We start from the raw sequence: 18,549 nt of genomic DNA, 5'->3' as shown, positions 1-18,549 counted from the left end.
CCAACGGCTGCTTTCCTTGTACTGCTTCATGGCCTCACTCCGTCGACGGCCGGCGATCTTAGGACAGCTGCCGCATCAGAAATTGATCACCGTCAAACGCCGTGCAATTGCAGCACCCTGCGTCGTACGCCGATTGATCGGGATCAAGGACCGCGCTGCGCGAGCGCATATCATTCGTCGGCATAGGGAGAATTGCGATGCACTATATCAAGGTCGATGAAGGCCTGTGGGCGTCCAGCATGTTGCCGGAGGGCATGCTGGAGCGCTGGTTCATTACGAGCGGTGACACAGTCAAAGCCGGAGAGCGAATAGCCGAAATTCGCGTTGAAGACGCGCTGCACGAGATTGTCGCGCCGGCAGGTGGCCGCGCGACGATTGTCGCCACAGCCAATACCGTCATCGAGCCCGGCTCGATCCTGGCAACGCTGGAGTCTTAGCCCGCGTGAGGACGTCTCGTCCGGTTGATTGCGCTCATTCCCCAACTATAGCCCCAACGATGTATCAATATGCAAACCCAACATGCCGTTGCCTGGCTGGACCATCGCGAAGCCAAAGTGTTTTTCTTCAATCGTGAATCGGCCGAGAGCCTTAGGCTTGCCACCACGCTTGCGCATCATCAGACCCACAACAAGGCAGGCACCGTCGACGGCAAGCGTGCACCGGAAAACCAGTCCTTCTACCAGGACATCGTCGCGGCGCTACAGCCGGCGAAGGAATGGCTGATCGTGGGGCCAGGTTCGGCAAAAGACGAGTTGGCAAAGCATATACGCGACCACCATCCCCACTTGAAGGATCGCGTCATCGGCGTTGAACCTGCCGATCATCCTACGGAGGCCCAGATCGTGGCGCATGCTCGGTCGTTTTTCCGTGCAGCTGACAGGATGTTGCCCTAGCTTGGTACGCGCCGTTTTGCTGGCGCGTTAACAACCACCAGATCGGTTGACGCTTCCATTGTGCAATGGAGGCGTCAGGTTCGGTGGGCTGCCGCTTCCACAGCCCCGGTCACGGTTGCTGCAAGGTGCTGATGTAAGCGATAATTGCGTCGATCTGGTCGGGGCTGGCGATCCACTCAGGCATGTCTGGATGGCCAGTCGAAATCCCCTCGGCGAGGGCCTCCTCGAGATCGGTGATCGGATATCGCTTTGACAAGGTGCGAAACGCCGGGGCGTCAGGATGGCTGCTCTTGTCGGTTTTTCCAATGGCGTGGCAGCGGGCGCAATTGACTTCCACCAACGCCTTTCCGTGATCAGCTAAGCCATCGGCCAGGGCTGGATGCACATGTCCGAGCAGCATCATTGCAAGGGCGGAAGCCGGCAGAAGACAACGCCTGTAAAGGCTGTTCATGTTTGACGACCTCCGCATTGCCGATCTACGCGACTGTCTTTGCCGCTGCGTCCTCGATCGCATTTCTGGCTTCCTTGCGGACCCGCTTGGCCGTTTCCGAGGCAAGCCTGGAGGTCAGTGTAGCGACCTTTCCGGCTTCGCTGACATATTGCGAGGTCGCATTCTGTAGGAAAGCGGCAAAGATGTCGAAAGCGTCATTGAACTCCGGACCGGTGATGAGATCGTCGGCCAGCTTGACGTCCTGTTCGCAACGATGCTTCAGAAATGCCAGGGTTTCGACGTTATAGCGCATCATCGCCTTGAAAGCGTCCAGTTGAAGAGACGCGGCAGCAAGGAAGAACTTCTGGCCATTTCCCGCAATCGGCAACAATCGTGTGCCGAATGAGGATGGTTCGGGCTGGGTGTGCATTATCGACTACTCCTTTCTGAATCTCCACAGCGCGACGTTGACGCCATTCGTCATCATGTCCTTGATCAGGATCAACTCTAGAGCGTTGCGGACTGTACGAGCGTGCCGACCCCACCCGGTTTCGTTGCGCGTTTGACGCGCATCAAGGTGCCCCCCTCTATTTGATGGCCAAATCGCGTCAACCGCAGATGGAATGACGCGATGGCTTTCAAGACGATCATGGTTCAACTGGACGCGGACGCGATCGCCGCGCCACGCATCGCGATGGCATGGAATCTTGCTCAACGGCTCGAGGCCGACCTGATTGGCTTCTGCGCCGCCGAGCCGCATTTTGTCATGCCGACCGGCACTGATGACCAGGCCGCGACCAAGGCGTTGTGGCGTCAGGTGGAGGAGATTGAAGGCCGCCTCGACTGCCTGGGAGAGGAATTCCTGAGCATCGTCGCAGGCAGCAATCGTGCCTCGTGGCGCGGAGAGGTAGGCAATCCCACGCGCCAACTTGCACTCAATGCGCGTGCCGCCGACTTGATCGTCACTGGCTCGCCTTCGGCGGATCTGGTGGTCGACCGTCATCGTATGCTGGATCCGGCAAGTCTCATCCTTGCGGCTGGCCGTCCGATACTCGTGGCATCGGACCCATTGGCGCCGATCAAGGCCGAAAGCATCCTGATTGCATGGAATGACACGCGGGAAGCGCGACGTGCCGTTATCGACGCTATGCCTTTCCTGATCACCGCCAGGGATGTCGTGATCGCCACCGTAGACGATGGGAATACTGGGCCCAGGGAAAATGCAGCGGATGTCGAACTCTTTCTGACGCGCCACGGGGTGAAGGCGCGATCGGAAATCTTGGATGCGCGCCGCTCCGAACCGGCGGAAATCCTCCTGCAGATCGGACAGGATATTGCGGCCGATCTCATTGTTCTCGGTGGCTATGGTCATAGCCGGGCACTGGAGAGGACCTTTGGCGGCGTGACGCGTTCCGTGCTGCGCAGCGGATCATTGCATCGTTTCATATCGAACTGAGGAAGGAGCCTCGAGGCGAAATGCGGAAAGTGCGGGACCATGCTGTTTTCGGGCCACCCGCAAGACGTCGACGCAGCGACTTTCGATCATCAGATCTCGCGCAGCAGCCTGCCCGTTGTCGTCGATATCTGGGCACCCTGGTGCGGCCCCTGCAAGCTGATGGCCCCGGCGTACGAAGCGGCTGCCAACGAGCTGGAGCCGCATGTTCGCCTGATCAAGCTCAATTCGGACAGCGAGCAGGCCGTTGCGGCAAGGCTTGACATTCGTGGCATCCCGACGATGGTCCTCTTCCATGGCGGGCGCGAGATTGCACGCACATCCGGCGCAATGACGGCAGGCCAGATCGTCAGGTGGGTTCGCGACCGCCTGCCGACGGTCGCCGCCTGAAGTCGCCGCGCCAATGGATCCGCTCATCGCTAGGCTCGGGCTCGCCCTGGCAATAGGTCTGCTCGTCGGTTTGGAGCGTGGCTGGCAAGAAAGGGATGCACCCGATCGCAGTCGAACGGCCGGAATTCGGACATTCGGCATATCCGGCCTACTCGGCGGCGTTCTCGCCGCCCTGGCCAACGCGCTCGGCGCGGTATCCGTGCTGGTCGGCGGGTTCATCGCCTTTGCGGCAATCTTTGCCTGGTACAAGGCGCGCGAGGCTGCCCATGACGAGGATTTCAGCGTCACGAGCGTGATTGCGAGCCTTGCCGTTTTTGCCCTTGGCGCGCTTTCCGTCGCCGGCGATCATCGGGCGGCTGCTGCCGGTGGAGCGGCATTGGCGGCAATCCTGGCCAGCCGCGAGGTCCTGCACGGTCTTTTGAAGCGACTGACCTGGATCGAACTCCGTTCGGCGCTGATCCTGGCGGTGATGACGGCGATCGTCTTGCCTTTGCTGCCAAACCAGCCGATGGACCCTTGGGGCGGGTTCAATCCTTGGGAGGTCTGGTTCCTGACGGTGCTGATGGCCTCGATATCGTTCGCCGGCTATGTGGCTGTTCGCATCCTGGGCAATACGCGTGGTCTGCTGGTCAGTTCGCTCGCCGGGGCGATCGTCTCTTCAACCGCCGTGACCTTGGCGCTTGCCCGCAACGCCACCACATCTGCAGCCAATCGGCTGGCGCTTGCCGGGGCGGCATCGCTGGCTGCAATGGTTTCGGTGCTGCGCGTCTGCGCCGTGGTTCTTATCATCGAGCCAAGCGTATTCGCCTCGGTCGCCATTCCGGCGATTGCCGCGGCGCTCGCCTTCGCTGTCTGCGGCGCGTTGTTGCTGACCCGGAACAGCGGAAACGGCGAAGGCAGAGCCATCGCGCGCAATCCATTCGAACTGGGCCCGTTGCTGCTCTTCGCCTTGCTCTTTGCTGTCGTCGCGACCGCGAGTGCGGGGCTGGCCGCTCAGTTCGGCGGGCGCGGCTTGCTGGCGAGTTCGGCACTGGCCGGCACACTCGACGTCGATGTCTCGGTGCTCGGCGCACTGCGCCTGATCAAGCATTCGGTGTCCATTGAGACCGTGGGCCAGGCGGTGCTGGCGGCGCTGGCAGCAAACGCGATTGGACGCCTGCTGCTCGCAATCTCCGCCGGTCCAGTCAGGTTCTGGCTGCCACTGGCCGCCGCAACCCTGATCGCCGCGACCATGGGCGCCTGCGCGATGCTGTGGCTTAGCCCTTGATTGAAACGCGGTTCTCGAGCCTTCTTTGATGCGGATCAAGGGCCAGGCTCTGCAATCGCTCTATGGAACTCCTTGAAAGGAGTTCGCCATGACCAATTTGAAGGACCTCACCCCCAAATTCCGCAATGTCCAGCTGCTGCTCGCCCGCGAGAAAGGTCATCCAGAAGGTGACCGCGAGGAGGGTTACGATGTGCTTGCTCCATTGACCGGCGAAGGCCGGATCGATGCGGAAGAGTGGAAATCGCACAGGGCCTCTTGTCGCGTTCGCCGGTTTCGCACCGGCGAGCAGGATCTGATAGGCAAGCTCCGGCGTAAGCCCGGCGGCCAGTGGTTTTTCGACTACGCCGAAGGCGATCGTGACGACGAGATTTGCTTCCATCTCGGCGACGAACGGTTCGTGACCGGTGAATATGTATCGATCGAGCGCAACGGGGCCATGCACACCTATCAGGTAGCAAGGGTCGAGCGTCCCTAACGCTGCAACGCCAGGCTCCCCCGGGGCACACCATGTCGCGACGCATCCTCATCGTCGTCGGTCATCCCGACCCGTCCCCTGACCGGCTCTGCCGTGGTCTTGCGAAGGCCTATGGGGAGGGCGCGGAACAGTCGGGACATGTCGTCCGCCGAGTCGATCTGGCAGCGCTCGATTTTCCGATTCTGCGAACGATGCAGGCGTTTGAGCACGGCGCGATCCCGGACAGTCTCAGGGATGCCGCTGAAGCGATCGTCTGGGCCGAGCACATCGTGTTTGTTTTTCCGATGTGGCTTGGAACCATGCCGGCAATGCTTAAGGCATTTCTAGAGCAGGTAATGCGACCAGGAACGGCCTTTGCCTACCCGGAAAAGAGCGGCGGCTTCACCAAGACACTGCTTCGCGGCCGCTCTGCGCGCGTCGTGGTGACCATGGGCATGCCATCCGTTCTTTACCGGTTATGGTTCCTAGGACACGGCATCGCTGGCATGCGGCGAAGCATCCTCCATTTTGTCGGTATCAGTCCGGTGCGCGAGACCTTGTTTGGCATGGTTGCTGGCACCAGAGATGCCACGCGGGCGAAGTGGATCCGGCAAATGCGTGAGCTGGGTGAGCGGGCCAGATAACGCTGGTTGGGCGTCCACGGCACGTGACCCGGGATGCGCGGCAGTTTTAGATTAAGCAGAGCACCATCAACCACATGCAGTCCCATCCGACAGACCGTACATGCCTCGACCTTCAGCCTTACCCACCCCAGGCATAGGATCGGACCTGCGGATCGTCGCTTTCGTGACGCGCTCCATGTTTGCCACAGAAACAAACGAAGGCGGATTACGATCTATGCCCGATGTCAGGCGACGGTAATGCGGTCTTCAACCACACAAACGTCGTGCACTACCCAGGCAGCCGTTCCGTCGCCCCAGCGGTTAACCGACAAAACTGGCGATCCCGGCAGCTTGCGAGAGGCCTATGGCTTGACGGTGAATTCGGCCCACATGCCGGCGCCATAGTGGCCTGGCACGTTGCAGATAAGCAGGTATTTTCCAGCCTTCAGATCGACGGTTAATGTGCCTGATTTGCCGGGATCGAGCTCCGACACCTCGCCCTTGTCGCCGGCCTTGTCTTCGTCGACCCGGTTCTCGGCCTCAAGGTAAGGAAGCGGTTTGTCAGGAGTGGCAAGGTACATCACGATCATTTCATGTATCGTGTCCTTGGAGTCATTTTTCACATTAAATGTGACCGCTCCGGCCTTCACCGCACCGGGCAAAGCCTTGATGCCCATAGTCGCCTTGGCGAGATCGAGTCCTGGCGCTGCATAGGCAAGCCCCATCGGCATCTCCGTACTCGCGCCCTTGTCCCACAGCGAGACCTGGACAAGCGAAGCAGCGTGAACGGCGCCGGCACTGCCGGCCATGAGCATTGCGGCAGCAAGCCCGAGCACTGCTCTCCTGGATATGGTTTTCATAGCGATCCTCCTTCAGGACGGCAGCAGAAGCGCTCTACATCCTGGCCGTCACCCTGCTCGCGGTGTCACCCGCCGTCCTTGCGCCAGATCAAACCGTCCGGCGCGAGCCCGATCGGTGACGCCCATCCAGCTGTCAGCCAGTTGTCAGGTTGAATTGGTTATGCCGCACCAATGACGGTCGTCTCGCCGTCTGACTGAAGCCCGAAATCCCACCCACAGGCGCAACATCCGCGCCCACTCTTCAAAATGGAGCCGTCATGTACCGCACTCTTGTTCTAGCCGCCCTCGCGGGCTTGATTGCAGGGCCAGCACTCGCCGCCGGCGGCAGCTGCAGCACCGCCCCGAAATCACAGTTCAAGCCGAAGGCAACACTCGAAGCGCAGCTGACCGGCGAAGGCCTCACCGTCCGTCAGATCAAGGTGGAGAAAGGCTGCTACGAGGTCTATGCGGTCGACAAGGCCGGCAAGAAGGTGAACCTGGCTTACAATGCCGAGACCCTGGAAAAGCTCGACAATGCCGAAGCCGGCGAAAATTGATCGAAGCGTTTCAGCAACCCCGGACGCGCAGCCATCGCCGGAGATGGTGCGCGTCTGGGACTGGGTCGTACGATGTTTCCACTGGGCGCTGGTGCTTTGCTTCGCCACCGCTTGGTTTACCTCCCATTCCTCGGAGGTATTTCACCATATCGCGGGTTATGCCGCCGCCGCGCTGGTTGCGATCCGGCTCGTGTGGGGCTTTGTCGGCACGCCCTATGCGCGGTTCTCGCAATTCGTTCGTGATCCGGTGACAGTGCTGCATTACCTCTTGGCAATATTGAGCGGTCGCGAAGCCCGCTACATCGGCCACAATCCAGCTGGCGGCGCCATGGTGATCGCGCTGATCGCAGCGATGGGTTCGACCGCCCTGACCGGCTGGCTGATGACGACGGACGCCTATTTCGGCGTATCGTGGATCGAGGCGGCGCATAGTCTGGCTGCGCACGGCCTGCTGCTATTCGTCTTCCTCCACATTGGCGGCGTTGTGCTGGCAAGCTTGCGCCATCGCGAAAACCTGGTCCTAGCCATGATCACGGGGCGAAAACGCAAAGCCGAGCCGGGCATCGAGAGTTGAAAGATGGCTTCAATTGCGGGCCTTGCCCTCTTCTTGGGCTTGCCATGGGCATGTACCCAAGCTGCTTATCTGTCCAATCTATTGCCTCGGAATCCGCCATCAACACCAGCCAGATGGGCACACTCGCTGGAGAAAAACTTGAGTCGGGCGCGGCGACGCCCTCATTCGGAACACGGCTTTAACAAGATCATGGCTGACTAGAGTTACCACCAAACGGGATTGTCAGATGAACCCTACTTATTCAAGCTCCCAGAAGGCCATCCATTGGTCCGTGTTCGTGCTGGTCATCGGACTCTATGGGCTGACCTATGTCGCAGACATTTTTCCTCGGGGCGATCCCGGCCGCGATCTCGTCTGGTGGTTTCACATTTCGTTTGGCCTGCTTCTTTTTGCGCTTGTCGTCGTGCGCGTATGCCTGCGTTTGGTATGGGGCGCGCCGGAACTGCCCATGGACGCGTCGGATCCGTTCATGGAAATGAAACAGATAGAGCAGTGGGCGGCTAAGGCCACCCACCTTCTGCTTTACGCACTGCTGGTGACCATCCCGGTTCTCGGCGTCCTCTTGACTTGGTACAGGGGCGACGCCTTAAGTTTCTTCGGTCTGTTCACCATCCCGTCTCCATATCCACCGGATCGAGCCACGGCTGGATTCATCAGAGAATTGCATAGCCTCTGCGCCAATCTGATACTTATCGTTGCAGGACTGCACGCGGCCGCCGCCCTTTTGCATCATTTCGTTCGCAAGGATGACGTACTCCGGCAGATGTTGCCCGAAAAAATGGGCTTGCGAAAGTGAGGCCGAAGGACTGCGCGGGTCGAAGTGGGCAATATATGTACAAGCCCGGCGCGACCGAAACGAATTTAGCTAGGTCCATCTGGACGGCCAAGGATGCAGCCCTTGGCCCGTCACCAGGGCTTTAGCGTGACGAGCCGGAAGGCGGGAGACACCCCAGGCGCTTGAGGCTTCAGGGCTTATGGCTCGACGGTGAATTCGGCCCACATGCCGGCGCCATAGTGGCCTGGCACGTTGCAGATAAGCAGGTATTTTCCAGCCTTCAGATCGACGGTCAATGTGCCTGATTTGTCGGGATCGAGCTCCGACACCTCGCCCTTGTCGCCGGCCTTGTCTTCGCCTGACGATGCGAGTGCGGTGAGTGGATCGGACACATCCGACTTCTGTAAGCGAGTCTCTTTAACTTACGACCCGTGAACCGGGAACCCACCTTTTCTGGTTTGACCCCCATCAAAGCTGCCTGACCAATCTTCCTGTTCATTGCCTCCCATCAGAGCCTTCAAATTTGGGAGAGCATCATGACTACGGCTGATTTCAATATCCCTGTTCCGAAAGTAGCGACCGCGGCGCCAACGAGACTTCGACTGGGTTCCCTGACCGCATTGGTGATCGGTTCCATGGTCGGCTCCGGCGTGTTCAGCCTGCCGCAGAACATGGCAGCCGGTGCCGGTCCTCTCGCCATCCTGATTGGCTGGGCGATCACCGCGGTCGGCATGCTGGCACTGGTCTTCGTCTATCAATCGCTTGCGACCCGCAAACCCGAGCTCGATGCCGGACCCTACGCTTACGCCAAGGCCGGCTTCGGTCCCTTCATCGGCTTCAACAGCGCCTGGGGCTACTGGATCAGCGCCTGGGTCGGCAACGTCTCCTACGCGGTGATCGTGTTCAGCGCCCTGTCCTATTTCTTCCCGGCGTTCGGCGACGGAAACACCTGGCAGGCGGTGCTCGGCGCCTCGATCCTGCTATGGTTGATCCACGTCCTGGTTCTGACCGGCATCCGGCAGGCGGCGATCATAAACCTCGTTGTCACAGTGGCGAAGATCGCTCCAATCGCCCTGTTGGTCGGCGTTGTTGCCGTCGCCTTCAAACTACAAGTCTGGTCCCTTGACTTCACGGGCCTCGGCAATGCCAGTCTCGGCTCGATCACCGCACAGGTGAAAAGCACAATGCTTGTCACCCTGTGGGTGTTCATCGGCATCGAAGGCGCCAGCGTATTTTCCGGCCGGGCCGAGCGCCGTAACGACATAGCCACGGCAACAGTTCTCGGCTTCTTCACTTGCCTCGCCCTCTACGCGCTGGTGTCACTGCTGTCGCTCGGCATCCTGAGCCAGCCTGAGCTCGCAGCGCTGAAGAACCCCTCGATGGCCGGCGTGCTGGCGGCCGTAGTCGGCCCCTGGGGCGCCATCCTGATCAACATCGCGCTTGTCGTGTCCGTGATCGGCGCCTTCCTGAGCTGGACGCTGCTTGCAGCTGAAATTCCACATGTCGCCGCCAAGGACGGAACGATGCCGAAATTTTTCGGCCGGGAAAGCGAGCGTGGCGTTCCGTCGACTTCGCTTTTAATTACCAATCTCCTTGTCCAGGCTTTCCTGGTGATCACGCTCTTCGCCCAAAGCACCTACCAGGCGCTGTTCTACATCGCGTCGGCCGCAATCCTGGTTCCTTACATCTTTTCCGGCGCTTATGCGGCCAAGCTCGCGTTGACCGGAGAGAGCTATGAGAGTGGCGAGCAGCGCGCCGGTCCGCTTTTTGCGGGACTGCTGGCAACGGTCTACGGGTTGTGGCTCGTCTACGCAGCAGGACCGGCATACCTGTTCATGTGCGCGATCCTCTATGCTCCCGGTATTATCTTCTACATCTGGGCGCGCCGCGAAACTGATCAGCGTGTGTTCCATCCTGCCGAAGCGGCACTCGCCGGAACCCTCATCGCTGTCGCCATCCTCGCCGTCTACGAGATGTGGACCGGCGCCATCAGCCCTCTGTGAGAGGATTGGCGTGATGACAAGCCTGGGTGTCCATTCCGAGGTCGGCCGTCTGCGCGAGGTGATGGTCCATCGCCCGGACCTCAGCCTCCGCAGGCTGACACCGGAAAACTGCAAAGCGCTGCTTTTCGACGATGTGCTGTGGGTCAAGCGCGCGCGTCAGGAACACGATGTCTTCGTCGACGCGTTGCGTGAACGCGGCGTGCTGGTGCATCCCTTCGGAGAGCTCCTGGCTGAAACGATGAGCGTTGCCAAAGCCCGCGACTGGCTTCTCGATCGCCGGGTTCATCCCGGCGTCGTCGGGCTCGACGTGGTCGACGAGTTGCGCGGATGGCTCAACGAGATGCCATCCGAGCTGCTGGCCTCTTACCTCGTCGGGGGTATTGCCCGGGCCGAGCTTCCTTTTGAGCCCAAAGGCCTGACCGGAAGGACGCTCGCCCCTCAGGACTTCGTGCTGCCGCCGCTGCCGAACCAGCTCTTCACCCGCGACAGCTCCTGCTGGATCTACGGTTCGGTCTCGGTCAATTCCATGTACTGGCCCGCGCGGCGCCCTGAAGCGGCCAATGTGGAAGCCGTCTACCGCTTCCATCCCCGCTTTCGCGAAAGTGGGATACCCTTCGTGTCGCCAGACTTGGGCGCCGGTACCAGCCTTGAAGGCGGCGATGTCATGCCGATCGGGGGTGGAACGGTCCTCGTCGGCATGGGGGAGCGCACCACGCCGCAAGCCGTGGGCGGCCTCGCGCGCAGCCTGTTCGCGGCTGGTGAAGCCACGCGTGTGATTGCCGCTCTGATGCCTCGCGACCGCAGTTTCATGCATCTCGATACCGTCTTCACCTTCTGCGATCGCGATCTGGTGACCATGTACCCGCCGGTGGTCGACCGGCTGCGCACCTTCTCGCTGCGGCCGGGCGATGGAGAGGCAGCGGTCGAGGTCACCGATGAGACAAAGCCGTTCACGACGGTGGTCGCCGAAGCCCTTGGACTGAAGTCGCTGCGGATTATCGCCACTGGTGGCGACCGATACGAGGCCGAGCGCGAGCAATGGGATGATGGCAACAATGTCGTTGCGGTCGAGCCCGGCGTGGTCATTGGTTACGACCGCAACGTCTACACCAACACACTTTTGCGCCGTGCCGGAATTGAAGTGATCACCGTCGAGGGCGCCGAGCTCAGCCGCGGCCGTGGCGGCGGTCACTGTATGACCTGTCCCATTGTCCGCGATCCGATTTGACCCGAGAGGAATTCCCGATGTCCATCAATCTTCATGGCCGCTCCGTCTTGACCCTGGACGATCTCACTGCGGAAGAGATCCGGTTCCTTCTCAAGCTCGCCGCCGATCTCAAAGCGGCCAAGCTTGCCGGTCACGAAATCCCGCGGCTTGTCAGAAAGAACATCGCCCTGATCTTCGAAAAGGATTCGACGCGCACACGGACGGGGTTCGAAGTGGCGGCCTATGACCAGGGCGCCCACGTCACTTACTTCGGCCCCACCGGCAGCCATATCGGCCACAAGGAATCCATGAAGGACACGGCGCGCGTACTCGGCCGCATGTATGATGCGATCGAGTATCGCGGCTTTGGCCAGCACCAGGCCGAACTGCTTGCCACGTATGCGGGTGTGCCCGTCTACAACGGTCTCACCGACGAGGCGCACCCGACGCAGATACTCGCTGATCTCATGACCATGCGTGAATTCACGCACAAGCATCTTTCCGACATGACCGTCGCCTTTGTCGGCGAGGGCCGGGACAATGTCGCGCTGTCGCTGGCGCTGGGTGCCGCCAAGGTCGGCATCGATATGCGCATCGCCTCGCCGAAGGAGCTTTGGCCGGACGAGGAGTTCTGCGCTCACGTCCAGGACCTGGCGCAACGCAGCGGTGGACGCTTCCGGCTCGACGAAGACGTGAAGAGCTGCGTCCAGGACGCCGATTTCATCTACACCGACGTCTGGATGTCGATGGGCGAGGACAAATCCGGCTGGGCCGACCGTATTCGTCTCTTGACGCCGTATCGTGTCAACAGCGAGGTGATGGCTGCCGCCGGCAACCCCCACGTCAAATTCATGCATTGCCTGCCGGCATTCCACGACACCGATACAGAGATCGGCGCCTTCGTTGCGAAGGAATACGGTATCGACTGCATGGAGGTTACCGACGAGGTGTTCGAGTCGGCTGCGTCGATCGTCTTCGACCAGGCGGAGAACCGCATGCATACGATCAAGGCCTTGCTGGTCGCCACGATCGGCAACTGAGATGCTTATCGTCGTTGCGCTCGGCGGAAACGCACTGCTACGCCGTGGAGAACCTATGACGGCCGGGAACCAGCGCGCCAACATCGTGCGCGCTGCGGCTGTATTGGCCAAACTCGTCGGCGAAGGGCACTCGATCGTAGTCACGCACGGAAACGGTCCGCAGGTAGGACTTCTGGCCCTGCAGGCTGCGGCCAGTTCGGATGGCCGGACATTTCCACTCGACGTGCTCGGCGCCGAAAGCGCAGGCATGATCGGTTACGTCGTTGAGCAGGAACTCCGCAACCTCCTCAAAGAGAGGCTATTTGCGACCCTGCTGACGCAGGTGAGGGTCGATCCGCATGATCCTGCTTTCGCTCATCCGACGAAGCCAATCGGCCCGGTCTACGATCAGGCAACGGCCCGCGGGCTTGCCGAGGAACGCGGCTGGCAGATTGCGCCCGATGGCGACAAATGGCGCCGTGTTGTGCCCTCGCCCAAGCCGCTGGAGATCCTGGAAGCTTCCGTGATCTCGTTCCTTGTCGAACACAGTGTGATCGTCATCTGCACCGGCGGCGGCGGGGTTCCGGTGATAGCCCGGGATGACGGCAGTCTCTGCGGAGTCGAGGCCGTTATCGACAAGGATCTGGCAAGTTCGCTTCTTGGACGTCAATTGAAGGCCGACATGCTGCTGATGCTGACTGACGTCGACGCCGTTTATGTCGATTACGGAACAGCGACTGCTCGGGCGCTCCGGCGCGTGAGCCCCGGGGAAATATCTGGAAGAAATTTTCCAGCGGGCTCTATGGGGCCGAAGGTCCGTGCCGCAATCGAGTTCGCTAAAGCAGTGGGCAAGCCTGCCGTCATCGGCAAGCTGGATGACGCCATCAAAATTGTCAAAGGCGAGTGCGGAACGTGGTTCGAAGCCGGCGCGCCGCCTCACCCGTGATATCGATGTTCTCAACCGGACGTCCGCTCCGTCCTAAGTAGTTTCCCGTAGGGATATAACCGAATTTCGCGGCCTGCGGATTCGCGCGATTGCTGTGTCACGGAACAACCGGGAAAACAGCCATGCACGCCTACACAGCCTCCAGGATTTCATTGTCGTCGCATTCTGCTCAGCCAAGCCTGCCGGACGCGTTCGACCCCGCGCCTCTGCAGCCGGTCAGCTTTTTTCCCGCCGGCGCGGAAATCTATGCCCAGGGTGAGAAGGCCGGTGCCTTCTATCAGGTGGAGTTCGGCGCCGTGCGCATCTACCGCCTGCTTGCCGACGGCCGCCGGCAGATCAGCGCCTTTCACCTGGCTGGAGAGACATTCGGCTTCGAGGCTGACACGACACATCATTTTTTTGCAGAGGCAATCAACGCGACCGCTGTCCGTGTCTTGCGACTCACTGCCGGCGCGGACATATCGCGCCAGCTGCTGCCCTTGGCGCTCAAGGGTTTGACCCGGGCCCAGGAACACCTGCTGGTTCTCGGTCGCCAGAACGCCATCGAACGCGTGGCTGCATTCCTTGTCGACATGGCGGAGCGCCAGGGCGGCTTGCGGCAGGTGGAACTGCCAATGTCGCGTATGGACATCGGGGACTATCTCGGCCTCACCATCGAGACCGTGTCACGGGTCTTCACCCGGCTGAAGGACAAGGGCGTCATCCGCCTCCTCAACCTGCGCAGCATCGAAATCGTCAAGCACGACGCGCTCCATTGCATGAGCGAGTGACCAGACATCGTCGAACGGTGGCACGGAGATATCCAAAGGAAGCCATATCCACTTGATTCCGCGGCATCCGGCTATTCAGAACAACTCAGGATTAGAGTTCCACCCATGTCCACGAACGGCGCAATTACCACACGTACTGGATTTCGTTTCGAAGTACGCCTTGCTCGGCCCGAGGACGAGCCAACCCTGGCGGAATTCTTCACCCATGTGACTCCGGAAGACCTGCGCTTCCGCTTCCTCGGCGCCATGAAGGAAGTTTCGCATGAACGGCTGGTGGCGATGACGCGTTCAGACGACGCGCATATCCATAATTTTCTGGCCTTCTCGACCGACGGGATGCTGATCGCCGTTGCAACGCTGGCAAGCGATCGTGCCGACCGAACCGGTGAGGTCGCGATCTGCATTCGCGCGGATCGCAAGCATCTGGGCGTTGGCTGGGAGTTGCTCGCCTATATCGCGAAATATGCCGAAGACCTTGGCCTCGAAGCCATCGAGTCGATCGAGAGCCGTGAGAATCGTGCCGCGATCGAGGTCGAGCGCGACATGGGTTTCACCGTCACGACCGATCCCGACGATGCCACGCTTGTTCTGGTTCGGCGGGAGTTGGGGGCGCGATCAGCGGCTTAGCTAACGCGGTCCTTCGCGGGCCATTGTGGACGCGGCAGATCGAAAGACGAGCATTTCCGCGGCCACAGCTCTTTCTTCATCCGCTGGAATGACAAGGACATCGACGCGGGAAGTCGCATTGCTGACCATCTCCTCGCCTTCTCGGTTTCGCTCCTCGTCGAGACCGACTCCAAGCCAGGCAGCGGCAACGCAAATCCTCTCCCGGATCAACGGCGCGTTTTCTCCGATGCCGGCCGTGAACACCAGCGTGTCCAGTCCTCCCATGGCAGCGGCCAGCGATCCTATCTCGCGCCCAATGCGGTAGACGAAGAGGTCGATAGCTTCGGCGGCAGCGGGATCGTCCGAGGCGATCAGCGTTCGCATATCGCCAGATATTCCAGACACTCCAAGCAGACCCGATTGCTCGTACAGAAGCGTGACCAGTTCGTCCGCAGACAGTCGCCGTTCCTGCAGCAAATGGAGGATGACGCCTGGGTCGAGCGCGCCGCAACGCGTGCTCATCACCAGGCCGTCGAGCGTCGAAAACCCCATCGTCGTGGCGACGCTTCGTCCGGCGTCCATGGCGCACAGGCTGGCGCCGCTGCCGAGATGGGCAACGATCGTGCGACCGCCGGCGCGCGCACCGTATCGGTCACGCAGCTTCGGAGCGATGTGGCTGTAGGACAGCCCATGAAAGCCGTAGGAAACGATGCCCGCGTCAGTCATCGCGCGCGGCAGCCCATAAATTTTGGCGAGCTCCGGCCTGGTTGAATGAAACGCTGTGTCAAAGCAGCCGATCTGGAGGGCCTGCGGCAATAGTTTAGCAGCCAGCGCGACAATCTCGAGATTGATCCGTTGGTGGATGGGCGCCAACGGCTCGAGCAGGCGCAGTGCTTTGAGCGCGCGGTCGTCGAGCAGCGTCGCTTCGGTAAAGTCACACCCGCCGTGAACGATCCTGTGCCCTACCCTGTCGATCCGACGCAGGAGATCGTTTTCTGCGAGCACGGATGCAACCGCCGCGAACGCCTTCGCCATATCGATCGATGCTTCGCCCAAGCTCCTGTCGATCTTGGGCCTGCCGGCCGCGACCTCGACACACAGCCGCGGTTGTTGACCGAGAGAGGAGACATTGCCGCGCAGCAGCGGGAGTTCGCCGCGTCGCTCGAAGACGGCGAACTTCAGGCTCGAAGAACCGCCGTTCAGGACAAGGATCGCATCCGTCATCAAGCCATCCGATATGTTGCCGTCCCTATGCGCTTGCGAACGGGCATCCGCTCAAACTGCACGCTTCGGCGCCGCATCAGGATACTGTCCCCACTTCCACTCAAGGATCTCCGGCATATCCTGCCCATGGGTGCGAATATAGGCTCGATGTTCAAGCAGCTTGCTGTCCATCGCCTGCTTTAACGCGACCCGCATGCTCTTGAGGCGCGGAACCCAGTCAAGGACGCTTTGGACGATATGGAAGCGGTCAAGGCCGTTCAGCACCGTCATGTCGAACGGGGTGGTCGTCGTGCCCTCCTCGTTGTAGCCGCGGACATGGATGTTGTCATGGTTGGTGCGTCGATAGGTCAGGCGGTGGATGGTCCAGGGATAGCCGTGATAGGCAAAGATGACCGGCTTGTCGGCGGTGAACAGCGCATCGAAATCTCGATCCGACAGACCGTGCGGATGATATTCCTTTGTCTGGAGTGTCATCAGATCGACGACGTTGACTACCCTGATCCTGAAATCAGGAACCTTTTGCGTGAGGATCTGCACCGCAGCCAGCGTCTCGAGGGTTGGGACGTCGCCAGCGCAAGCCATCACGACGTCGGGCTCAGCGCCATCGTCTGTCGACGCCCAGTCCCAGATGCCGATCCCTGCCCTGCAGTGAACGATTGCCTTGTCCATCGACAGCCACTGCCATGACGGCGGCTTGCCGGCGACGATGACATTGATGCGGTTCCAGGTCTGCAGCACATGGTCGGTCACGCACAGCAAGGTGTTGGCGTCCGGTGGCAGGTAGACCCGCACGATATCGGCCTTCTTGTTGAGAGCGACGTCGATGAAGCCGGGGTCCTGATGGCTGAAGCCATTGTGTTCCTGATGCCAGACATGGCTCGACAACAGATAATTCAGCGATGCGATTGGCCGCCGCCAAGGGATGTCGCAGCAAGCATCCAGCCATTTCGCATGCTGGTTGAACATGGAATCGACGATGTGGATAAACGCCTCGTAGCAGGAAAACAGGCCATGGCGCCCGGTGAGCAGGTAGCCCTCCAGCCAGCCCTGGCAGGTGTGCTCGGAGAGGATTTCGAGCACCCGGCCATCGCGCCCGAGATGAACGTCTTCCGGCAGGATCTTTTCCATCCAGCCACGCTCGGTCACTTCAAACACGTCCTGAAGGCGGTTTGAGGCAGTCTCGTCCGGACCGACGATCCTGAAGTTCTTCGAGGCCTCGTTCAACTGCATGACATCACGCAGGAAGCTGCCCATGACCCGTGTCGACTCGGCCTTGATGGCGCCAGGGCGCTCGAGCGCAATCGCGTGATCTTGCAACGCCGGCAGATCGAGAGACCTGCGCAGCAGGCCGCCATTGGCATGCGGGTTGGCGCTCATCCGTCTTGATGCCTGCGGTGCCGTGGCGGTGATCGAGGCGACAGGAGCGCCGGCGGCATCGAACAGCTCTTCGGGGCGGTAGCTTTTCAGCCACTCCTCAAGCAGCTTGAGATGGGCGGGGTTCTCCGCAATACCTGACAACGGAACCTGGTGGGACCGCCAGAAGCCCTCGGTCTTTAGGCCGTCGACCTCTTTCGGCCCCGTCCACCCCTTGGGGCTGCGCAGCACGATCATCGGCCATGTCGGCCGTGACGCGGTCGCCGCAGATCCGTTGCGTGCCGCATGCTGGATAACCTGGATCCGATCAAACGCATCGTCGAGGACGCTCGCCATTCGCTCATGCATAAGGGCCGGCTCATAGCCCTCTACGAACAACGGCTCATAGCCGTAGCCAACGAACAGCGACCGCAATTCGTCTTCGGGAATGCGGGCCAGGATGGTTGGATTGGCAATCTTGTAGCCGTTCAGGTGCAGGATCGGCAGAACCGCCCCGTCGCGCGCGGGGTTGAGGAATTTGTTGGAATGCCATGCGGTGGCGAGTGGCCCTGTTTCCGCTTCACCGTCACCGACGACACAGGCAACGACCAGATCGGGATTGTCAAAGGCGGCGCCATAGGCATGCGAGAGCGAATAGCCCAGCTCGCCGCCCTCATGGATCGAGCCGGGCACATCTGGTGCGGCATGGCTCGGGATGCCGCCGGGAAACGAGAACTGCCGGAACAGTTTGCGCATTCCTTGCTCATCCATCGAAATATCGGGATTGAGCTCACTATACGTGCCCTCGAGATAAGTGTTCGCCACCATTGCTGGGCCGCCATGGCCGGGGCCGCAGATGTAGATCACATTCGTGTCCCTGAGGCGGATGACGCGGTTGAGGTGCGCGTAAATGAAACTTAGACCCGGCGACGTTCCCCAGTGGCCGAGGAGACGCGGCTTGACGTGCTCCAGCCGCAACGGTTCGCGCAGCAGCGGATTGTCGAGCAGATATATCTGGCCGATCGTCAGATAGTTGGCGGCGCGCCAATAGGCATCAATGTCGCACAGCTGGCGCTCCGAAAGCCGGTCGCCGGAAGCTGGTATTGTCTTATGCTCGGTCATGTCTGGCTCCCATCGCCTGTTAGCGCCCTGTCGCCTGGACTGCG

At 60.7% G+C, this 18,549-nt stretch carries 21 protein-coding genes and 1 pseudogene; 16 read left to right on the top strand and 6 right to left on the bottom strand.

Annotated features, from left to right (window positions below):
- The first annotated feature begins 197 nt into the window (after window positions 1-197).
- Both GA829_RS21090 and GA829_RS21085 read left to right on the top strand, forming a co-directional pair.
- The gene (locus GA829_RS21090; RefSeq protein WP_195174605.1) at window positions 198-437 is read left to right on the top strand and encodes a lipoyl domain-containing protein; all 240 of its coding nucleotides are present in this window, start codon (window positions 198-200) and stop codon (window positions 435-437) included.
- Window positions 438-506: 69 nt separating this feature from the next.
- Window positions 507-893: a translational machinery protein gene (locus GA829_RS21085; protein ID WP_195174604.1), complete on the top strand. Its 387-nt coding sequence runs from the start codon at window positions 507-509 to the stop codon at window positions 891-893.
- Window positions 894-1,002: 109 nt separating this feature from the next.
- Here the strand turns inward: GA829_RS21085 and GA829_RS21080 are convergent, their stop codons facing one another.
- Together GA829_RS21080 and GA829_RS21075 are read right to left on the bottom strand one after the other, a co-directional pair.
- Entirely contained in the window at window positions 1,003-1,296 is a 294-nt protein-coding gene (locus GA829_RS21080; protein ID WP_195179751.1) for a c-type cytochrome, read from the bottom strand.
- Between the two features lie 73 nt (window positions 1,297-1,369).
- Complete coding sequence (locus tag GA829_RS21075) at window positions 1,370-1,753, bottom strand: phasin family protein (RefSeq protein ID WP_195174603.1); 384 nt, start codon at window positions 1,751-1,753, stop codon at window positions 1,370-1,372.
- A gap of 201 nt (window positions 1,754-1,954) precedes the next feature.
- Here GA829_RS21075 and GA829_RS21070 point away from each other — a divergent pair, with 201 nt between their 5' ends.
- The 5 genes and pseudogenes from GA829_RS21070 (at window position 1,955) to GA829_RS21050 (ending at window position 5,531) form a co-directional block, all read left to right on the top strand.
- Window positions 1,955-2,779 carry a universal stress protein gene (locus GA829_RS21070; RefSeq protein WP_195174602.1) on the top strand — a complete coding sequence of 275 codons (825 nt, stop codon included), beginning with the start codon at window positions 1,955-1,957 and terminating at the stop codon, window positions 2,777-2,779.
- A gap of 6 nt (window positions 2,780-2,785) precedes the next feature.
- Window positions 2,786-3,166, top strand: a pseudogene (gene trxA, locus GA829_RS21065) (thioredoxin); the annotation flags it as partial.
- 13 nt (window positions 3,167-3,179) lie between these two features.
- A complete protein-coding gene (locus tag GA829_RS21060; protein ID WP_195174600.1) occupies window positions 3,180-4,433 on the top strand; it encodes an MgtC/SapB family protein in 1,254 nt (417 codons plus the stop codon).
- Between the two features lie 88 nt (window positions 4,434-4,521).
- Complete coding sequence (locus tag GA829_RS21055; RefSeq protein WP_195174599.1) at window positions 4,522-4,908, top strand: hypothetical protein; 387 nt, start codon at window positions 4,522-4,524, stop codon at window positions 4,906-4,908.
- A 32-nt stretch (window positions 4,909-4,940) separates the two neighbouring features.
- The gene (locus tag GA829_RS21050; RefSeq protein ID WP_195174598.1) at window positions 4,941-5,531 is read left to right on the top strand and encodes an NAD(P)H-dependent oxidoreductase; all 591 of its coding nucleotides are present in this window, start codon (window positions 4,941-4,943) and stop codon (window positions 5,529-5,531) included.
- A gap of 341 nt (window positions 5,532-5,872) precedes the next feature.
- Here GA829_RS21050 and GA829_RS21040 read toward each other — a convergent pair whose 3' ends face one another.
- A complete protein-coding gene (locus GA829_RS21040) occupies window positions 5,873-6,370 on the bottom strand; it encodes a cupredoxin domain-containing protein (protein WP_258051801.1) in 498 nt (165 codons plus the stop codon).
- Window positions 6,371-6,627: 257 nt separating this feature from the next.
- On the opposite strand from GA829_RS21040, the gene GA829_RS21035 reads away from it, so the two are divergent.
- From GA829_RS21035 to GA829_RS21025, 3 genes are all read left to right on the top strand, one after another.
- Window positions 6,628-6,906: a PepSY domain-containing protein gene (locus GA829_RS21035; RefSeq protein ID WP_023795810.1), complete on the top strand. Its 279-nt coding sequence runs from the start codon at window positions 6,628-6,630 to the stop codon at window positions 6,904-6,906.
- Window positions 6,907-6,949: 43 nt separating this feature from the next.
- Window positions 6,950-7,480, top strand: a complete 531-nt coding sequence (locus GA829_RS21030; RefSeq protein WP_195179749.1) for a cytochrome b/b6 domain-containing protein — start codon at window positions 6,950-6,952, stop codon at window positions 7,478-7,480.
- A 226-nt stretch (window positions 7,481-7,706) separates the two neighbouring features.
- Window positions 7,707-8,276, top strand: a complete 570-nt coding sequence (locus GA829_RS21025; protein WP_195174597.1) for a cytochrome b — start codon at window positions 7,707-7,709, stop codon at window positions 8,274-8,276.
- A gap of 176 nt (window positions 8,277-8,452) precedes the next feature.
- Here the strand turns inward: GA829_RS21025 and GA829_RS21020 are convergent, their stop codons facing one another.
- Entirely contained in the window at window positions 8,453-8,647 is a 195-nt protein-coding gene (locus GA829_RS21020; RefSeq protein ID WP_258051800.1) for a sulfocyanin-like copper-binding protein, read from the bottom strand.
- Window positions 8,648-8,791: 144 nt separating this feature from the next.
- Here GA829_RS21020 and arcD point away from each other — a divergent pair, with 144 nt between their 5' ends.
- From arcD to GA829_RS20990, 6 genes are all read left to right on the top strand, one after another.
- Complete coding sequence (gene arcD, locus GA829_RS21015; RefSeq protein WP_195174596.1) at window positions 8,792-10,258, top strand: arginine-ornithine antiporter; 1,467 nt, start codon at window positions 8,792-8,794, stop codon at window positions 10,256-10,258.
- Window positions 10,259-10,271: 13 nt separating this feature from the next.
- On the top strand, window positions 10,272-11,486 hold the full coding sequence (locus tag GA829_RS21010) for an arginine deiminase (protein ID WP_195174595.1): 1,215 nt from the start codon (window positions 10,272-10,274) through the stop codon (window positions 11,484-11,486).
- Between the two features lie 17 nt (window positions 11,487-11,503).
- Complete coding sequence (argF, locus tag GA829_RS21005; protein ID WP_195174594.1) at window positions 11,504-12,505, top strand: ornithine carbamoyltransferase; 1,002 nt, start codon at window positions 11,504-11,506, stop codon at window positions 12,503-12,505.
- A 1-nt stretch (window position 12,506) separates the two neighbouring features.
- Window positions 12,507-13,430, top strand: coding sequence for a carbamate kinase (gene arcC, locus GA829_RS21000; RefSeq protein WP_195174593.1), 924 nt, complete (start codon window positions 12,507-12,509; stop codon window positions 13,428-13,430).
- 122 nt (window positions 13,431-13,552) lie between these two features.
- Window positions 13,553-14,200, top strand: a complete 648-nt coding sequence (locus tag GA829_RS20995) for a helix-turn-helix domain-containing protein (protein ID WP_195174592.1) — start codon at window positions 13,553-13,555, stop codon at window positions 14,198-14,200.
- A gap of 105 nt (window positions 14,201-14,305) precedes the next feature.
- The gene (locus GA829_RS20990) at window positions 14,306-14,827 is read left to right on the top strand and encodes a GNAT family N-acetyltransferase (protein WP_195174591.1); all 522 of its coding nucleotides are present in this window, start codon (window positions 14,306-14,308) and stop codon (window positions 14,825-14,827) included.
- Here the strand turns inward: GA829_RS20990 and GA829_RS20985 are convergent, their stop codons facing one another.
- A complete protein-coding gene (locus tag GA829_RS20985; RefSeq protein ID WP_195174590.1) occupies window positions 14,828-16,030 on the bottom strand; it encodes an acetate/propionate family kinase in 1,203 nt (400 codons plus the stop codon).
- A 51-nt stretch (window positions 16,031-16,081) separates the two neighbouring features.
- Window positions 16,082-18,505, bottom strand: coding sequence for a phosphoketolase family protein (locus tag GA829_RS20980; RefSeq protein ID WP_195174589.1), 2,424 nt, complete (start codon window positions 18,503-18,505; stop codon window positions 16,082-16,084).
- Window positions 18,506-18,549: the final 44 nt, after the last annotated feature.

Origin of the sequence: Mesorhizobium sp. INR15, from assembly GCF_015500075.1 — a bacterium.
Lineage (GTDB): Bacteria > Pseudomonadota > Alphaproteobacteria > Rhizobiales > Rhizobiaceae > Mesorhizobium.
This window is presented reverse-complemented; position numbering and strand designations above follow the sequence as displayed.